Consider the following 6,587-nt stretch of genomic DNA (forward strand, 5'->3'; position numbering starts at 1 on the left):
CTAGATCATATTTATCTTGTTTTAAAGAAAAACGCTTAGACATTTGATTAGATAGATTAAATACGTTTAATTTGGACAACAAAAAAGCCTTGGAGCTATACGCTTCAAGGCTTTTCGGACGATTTTGGACTTCTTTAAATCTAAATATGGTGGGATAAGCAGGATCGAATTGAGTATTCAAAGGCTTATATACCAAAGAATTTAGAATTTTGGAATCGTAAAAATACCAACAGAAATACCAACAAATTTATCCATTTTTTGAGCATCTAGGCATCCCTTAAATTGTACCGGGTTCGATCCCTAGAGGCAATTATTAGTTCTAGGTCAGGTTAATTAGCTGGTTAGTGGGCAGGGTCTAATTCATTAAATTACCCTAGTTCTGGAGCTAATACAGCCATTATTTTATAGGTTATTAAACGCTCAGGTTATGCAGGAAAAATAACTACACAGGGTTTTAGATCGCTATTTAGCACCGTAGTGAATGAGTCCAATTTATTTAATGCTGATGCCATTGAACGGCAACTTGCCCATGTTCCACAAAATAGAATCCGTGCTGCCTATAACAGGGCTTTGTATTGGGATGAGAGGGTCAAAATGATGGACTGGTATGAGCAGGTAGTTAAAGGATGGTTGTATGCCTAGTTTAATAGATATTCCATTGTGACTTCCGCAATGAAATTGAATATATAAACGTATAAAAACTGTTCAGCCACCCCAATTGCAGAACTACCTTATTCATAAACTAAACTTAAATTGCTAAAAATTGATGTACTAATTTTATAGAAAATTAGTTGAATTTGACATCAATTTAACATAGTTAAATTAAATGATTTACGATGTGATAAACTTGTAAGGTAAATTGACCAATAGCACCGAGTGCCAAGGGAAAGTGCCATTTTAAGCTATAAAAACATATTTTGAATATCTTGGGAAATAGCAATGTTAAATAGTGACGGGGAAATGATCCCCCCTGATTTCTTTTTATTGTTAAAGCAACTGCATGTAAAACAGAATCAGGTTAGCAGTGGTGGCCATCCTGAAGTGCTTGAAGCATTTAGATGGGTGAAACTTGTCGTAGATTTTTTTAAAGAAGATATTCACGCACGGCACTGGGATCAAAGCATGGAAAGAAAGCTATCCACTGCTCATGTTCAATCCCTTATGGTGGCACTAAATAGTGTGACGTTTGCTGCGGTGGCGAGTGTTGAAAATAGTATGCTGATCCAGCAGCACGCTGAAATTGTGCATTTCATTGAGTTTATCAATACAGCTAGAAAGCAGATAAATCCTGAAAAACACAACGACATTATTAATGTTTTTTATGGAAAGCCAGAAACTACCATTGAAAAATACTGGCATTATCTAAAACGCTCTCCAATGCGTTTATTGGAAGAAGGCGAGAAGGTCGTAACAAAGCCTACTAAATTTGCACAGCAGCTCGATAAATTTAAGCAGGAGGTTCAGGCTGATATTAGCGAACTCGTATCAAAAGCAGGAATGCTATACGTGCTGGGTTTAAAAATAGAGCTTGTTCATAACCTAAAAGAGACTGATGACCTTGTTAATTTTTTCTCATCTTTTGAGCGTTTTCTTGATATATGCGGCCTTGATTCCAGGGTTCTAAGGGTGGTTTCTAAACCTATAATAGGAGCTGCTAATACCCTGGGGTACTTTGCTATTTTATTGATTCAGGATTGCGACCATTCATTTTCAGAAGCGAGTCTGATCCAAACCTTAAAAGAGGAACTGCTACGAGTTTATCGCAGATGGAGTCCCGAGCTGGTGGTTCATATCACCAATTTTAATACTATTCTGCGTAGTGATGAAATAACCGATAATCAGGGGGAGTTTTTCCTGAGTGATTTTTCTGGACATAATAATAAATTGGTATGGAAGTGGATTTTTGGATTCTTATACTATTGGGAAACTTATCAGCACATTAGTCCGAAATTTTTTCGACATATCGGTCAGGAATATGCTCATGCCTCAAGAAAACATGATTTAAGCTACTGGAGGCCTAATGAGCCACAAGAAATTTACTACCCTTATCTATTAAAGGGGGTGCCCCGGGCAGCATTGGTTTGGTCAACCACCCACTTATCCAGTTATGCGGCCTACTACCTTGAAAATCTATCCATAGTTTACCAAGAAATTTTAAGTGCCCAAAAAATAGACTTGCCTATAAGCCTGATTGTTAATATTGAAATATTCATGTTGAGCTTGAAAGAGGCACTCCATATTGCGTTTGAAACTCACCCGTCGGTACGGGAGCTAAGTGAATTCCAAGTGCAGCATATTGAAGAACTGGCAACTCGTCCTTTGCTGCAATTTATTCAATTACAGATGCAGCAGGAAGCAATTGCTGAAGTGGCTAATAAACTGGCTCACCGCGACAGGTCAAAACTACTCCATCACTTTTTGATGATCTATCAGCAAAAGCTAGATAGGGTAGAGCAAAAGGCGGAGCTTGAAGCCATTCTTGGCCTTAATATTAGCCGTAATAAGGGACGCGAAAAACTTGAACGACTGATCAAAGATTTTCTTTATCCAGACGAGCTTTTTGAAAAAAGAGCCATTAAGGAAAAGCCGTTAATCAGCATGCCATCTCTAGAAAATGACACTCAACCGCCAGCTATAGTAAAGCTCATCGATATACCACGCCATCAGAACCGGCTTGAAGCAGTAAGAAGCTATTTAAAGTCTGCCATGAAGTCTGATGTGATGGTGGTTCGTTGCCGTTTTAATTGTACTGGTGTGGAACTGCTTGAAAGCTCGTCAGAAGAACTCAATTTAGAGACGGAAAAAGAGCATGCCTTACCGCAGCAGGCATTGTCAAAAGCCTTATATACGATGTTGCATGCTGGCAAGCGACGCATGCCACTTTCACAAATCACTGCGTATCTAGGCTATTGGGAGGGCACAGCATCGGTTGATGGTCATTACACAAACTTTGCAGCAAATATTTTCTTTATCTTCAAATCACATGCCATACAAAAATATGAAGATTTACATAGTGAGCTGAATATGGCATGGCAAAGCGCTTGTAATAAATTCTTTAAGTCACTTAACCCTGAGCAGGCGCAACTCTACAACATTATCAAAAGAGACTTAAAATATGAGGCGTCTTGCCTACCGCTTCCTGCTTGGTCTTTAAGCCTGCCATATAATAAAAATCAGTTACTCCTTGAAACCATTAATAAAAAACGTAAAAAGGAGTTTATCGAGCATCTTTCCAGCTTTGTGGTCTATAAAGATGTATTGAACGATAAAATTTACCAAGACATACCAAAGTGGCTTATCCGGGGTACAGAAGGTAGAACCAGAAAAAAGACTAAGCAGACCAAGTAAAACGGTGAATTACCATTAAAACGCATAGCCTAGTCGGCTTGATTCAGGACTGCCACCAAGCCTTAACTTGTACCAGTCATCTTGGCGCATTTTTGGCAGGATGATGATTTTGAAAATTAGAATGAAAGTATTGTGCTTAAATGGTTTGAGGAGGCCTAACTTCAGGCAGGCCGCTATTATTTAACTTGATCAACCAGCTAGGATATAAATTTAATTACTTAATATTTAAACAACATCAAGTCGCGTGGATAAAAGTGATCGTTATTAGATAAGGTTAAATTGGTAAATAACAGTGAGTTAATTAATTACTGATTGACCCCTCCTATGGTTCTAACCCATAGGAGACAGACATGAGCCGTAATGAAACCCTAATACAGATCGAAGACCTGATGATCGATATCTGTTCAGGTAAGTATCACTGGAAAAATGCGATTGAAGAACTTGAGTATCTCTTTAAAACAGCTTGCGATATTTATGATCCTGAGCTTGATTATTCACCACTGCTAGAAGGCTATTTCAACTGGATGGGTATTAGCCACTCATCAGGCATAGGCAGGCCAAGAAAATCAGCTAGCGCCTTGTTTGTGTCCAAGACAGATTTCCTGAACCAGTGTGATGACCTGATTGATAAGCATGAGCGTTTTATCAGACGTCAGCAACAACAGCGTCGTTCCAATTTCAGTAGATTAGTGGACAAGTTTGAAAGGCTAGTAGCCAGGCATTGTAAGCTACTACTGGTGCGGGTAGATGTAAGTTACCAGTATGAGGCTGACATCGATATCCACCAGTTTAATGCTGACCTGAGAAGATTGCGTCGTCGCATCCAGAGCCGTGATACCTGTTTTAAAGATGTGCTCACTTATTCATGGGCGATTGAGCAAGGCCGGGAAAAGGGTTATCACTGCCACTTTCTTTTAATCTATAACGGTTCAAAATGCATGCGGGATGGTTATTATGGCGAGCAGATGGCTGAGGTATGGCAAGACATTACTGGCGGTGACGGCTACTCATTTAACTGTAACCGTAAAGGCCATAAGGACAATTACCGCAGGTTTGGCACCTTGGGTATTGGCATGATTCACCGCAGCAATGAGCGGGAAGTAGAAAATGCCCTAAAAGCCATCAGTTATCTGGCAAGGGCTGAAAAAGAAGATCAGCACCTGCGGGCAAGGATTCCGGGGATGCGCTGCTTTGGCTAGCCTCTGCCCAGGCTGGATTGCAAATAACTGAGGATATACATCATTAACATGAGCATTGAATGTTCATTCAACCCTGACATTCAACGGCAATGGCTGATCAACTGATCAGCCTTTTTTCATTTGAGGAGGTGTATTCCATGTCGATCTATTGTCCGCGCTGTTACAGCAACAATGTCAGCCGTATCCAGCAATCTGCTAGTCCAGGTATAGGTTCCCAACTGGGCATGGCTGCTTTAGGCACGCAACTGGCCAGGCACTTGCCATTGCCGAGTCCCTTTGGGCAACTGGCGGGTGGACTGATTGGTTCCATCCTGGGACAGGCTATTGACCCGCCATCCCGTCAAGCTTCCATGATCCTGCACTGTAATGACTGCCACTACCAGTTTAGTTAGTGGTTATGTCTATGGGGCTGTAGTAGCAATCAACCTGCATCCAAAAGAGAAGCTCATGGCTTCTCTTTTTTTTAGTGTTGAGTGCCTACTGCTGATCTTTTTTTGGCATGCCAGTATCGATGACAGGTTTTTTTGGGTTTTAGACTTTTGGTTTTGAGGCAGGGTTCTGGCAAAAAATCACCAGCCGCCCGGTTGTATCGAGAGAAACCACTCTCAATCACACTGGGAGAAACACCATGATGACCATTGCCATCACACAAATCATTAATATCAAGCTAGTGATCCAACTCACTGGTCTTAGCCGTTCGACCATTTACGAAATGCTTAAGCCAAAGTCAAAATACTATGATCCCACCTTTCCAAAACAAGTAGAGCTGACAGTAGGTAGGGTCGGCTGGGTGGCCAAGGAGATTAGTGACTGGATTGATTCCAAGGTTGCAGCCCGCGAGCAAACTGAACCGCCATTAGCATCCTGATTGCTTGAGTTTTACCATTAGCGATCTATCCTGATCATTCATCCATTGACCTGCCATCACCTATAATAGCATCACGACAGTATTTGCTATTGATGCTATTATGGGTGCATACATGCATCAATACTGATGAGGTGGATCATATGCGTACCACAGTAACCATTGAAGATACCCTATACCAGCAGGCCATTGAGCTGGCTGACCAATCCATGGATAAATCGGATTTATTCCGTGAAGCCATTAAGACCTTTATCCGGGTGCAGTCTGCCAAGCGACTGGCTGCCTTGGGTGGGGCAATGCCTGACATGCAGGATATTCCACGACGTGGGACAGAACACAACTGATGAATGTCCTTGTTGATAGTTCTGTCTGGGTCAATCACTTCAAATACCGGCACGATCACCTGATTGAATTATTACTGGTGGATATCGCAACAACCCATCCCATGATCGTGCTGGAGCTGTGCTGTGGCACACCGCCAGCGCCACGGCTGCAAACCCTGCGCGATATTGATAACCTGCGTCATGCCAATCAGGCGACATTTACAGAAGTGACAAAATTAATTGAGCAGCATAGCCTGTATGGGTTGGGCTGTGGACTGGTGGACTTATCCTTGCTGGCGGCAACCCTAATTACGCCAGACACCCGGTTATGGACACTGGATAAACGTCTGCATCAACTGGCACAACGATTTAATGTGGCCTATCAGCCACCATCACTTGCAATCACCTGAGCCAATAAAAAAATCCGCAGAGCCACCCCCGCCCCTTCTTTCACAGAGAAGGGGCATTGAGGCAGCTCTGCTTGGATTGCTATCGGCACACTGTTCCTTCCAAGACCAGAGGGTGTATTTTATTTTTATTTTATAGGTTTGCAATCATGGTGCGGGAAGGAGTGCCATTCAATGGATGAGGGGATTCCGTAAATAAATGCCAGCTCAACATAAAGGGAACCGAAGTTCCCTTTAGCTTATTGGCCGACACAATCAGAGGTATCAATCGGTTCTTCATAGGTCATGCGCAGGGAGTCAACCTTGGCTGGCTTTAATTGTACTAGCTCAAACCTGATCTGACAGTTACCCGTTTTGATGATGAGTGTCAGGTTAAATTTGAGCTAGATTCTTTTCAGCCCAAATCTGTTTTCCATCAAGCAATGTTTCCATAGGCGTGCGCCCA

6 protein-coding genes and 1 pseudogene are annotated in these 6,587 nt (G+C 42.0%); all 7 read left to right on the forward strand.

Annotated features, from left to right (window positions below; all coding sequences use genetic code 11):
* Positions 1-408: 408 nt before the first annotated feature.
* A pseudogene (locus tag E2B99_RS05900) lies at positions 409-642 on the forward strand (tyrosine-type recombinase/integrase); the annotation flags it as partial.
* 297 nt (positions 643-939) lie between these two features.
* Positions 940-3,348 carry a hypothetical protein gene (locus tag E2B99_RS05905; RefSeq protein WP_134244026.1) on the forward strand — a complete coding sequence of 803 codons (2,409 nt, stop codon included), beginning with the start codon at positions 940-942 and terminating at the stop codon, positions 3,346-3,348.
* Between the two features lie 350 nt (positions 3,349-3,698).
* Entirely contained in the window at positions 3,699-4,547 is an 849-nt protein-coding gene (locus E2B99_RS05910; RefSeq protein WP_134244027.1) for a YagK/YfjJ domain-containing protein, read from the forward strand.
* Between the two features lie 137 nt (positions 4,548-4,684).
* Positions 4,685-4,939, forward strand: coding sequence for a hypothetical protein (locus E2B99_RS05915; protein ID WP_134244028.1), 255 nt, complete (start codon positions 4,685-4,687; stop codon positions 4,937-4,939).
* 236 nt (positions 4,940-5,175) lie between these two features.
* Entirely contained in the window at positions 5,176-5,415 is a 240-nt protein-coding gene (locus tag E2B99_RS05920) for a helix-turn-helix transcriptional regulator (protein WP_134244029.1), read from the forward strand.
* A gap of 140 nt (positions 5,416-5,555) precedes the next feature.
* Complete coding sequence (locus tag E2B99_RS05925) at positions 5,556-5,756, forward strand: type II toxin-antitoxin system VapB family antitoxin (protein WP_134244030.1); 201 nt, start codon at positions 5,556-5,558, stop codon at positions 5,754-5,756.
* Positions 5,756-6,145, forward strand: a complete 390-nt coding sequence (locus tag E2B99_RS05930) for a type II toxin-antitoxin system VapC family toxin (protein ID WP_134244031.1) — start codon at positions 5,756-5,758, stop codon at positions 6,143-6,145. The genes E2B99_RS05925 and E2B99_RS05930 overlap by 1 nt, the downstream gene beginning before the upstream one ends.
* Positions 6,146-6,587: the final 442 nt, after the last annotated feature.

The sequence above is a fragment of the Alkanindiges illinoisensis genome (assembly GCF_004377485.1).
In the GTDB taxonomy this organism is placed as follows: domain Bacteria; phylum Pseudomonadota; class Gammaproteobacteria; order Pseudomonadales; family Moraxellaceae; genus Alkanindiges; species Alkanindiges illinoisensis_A.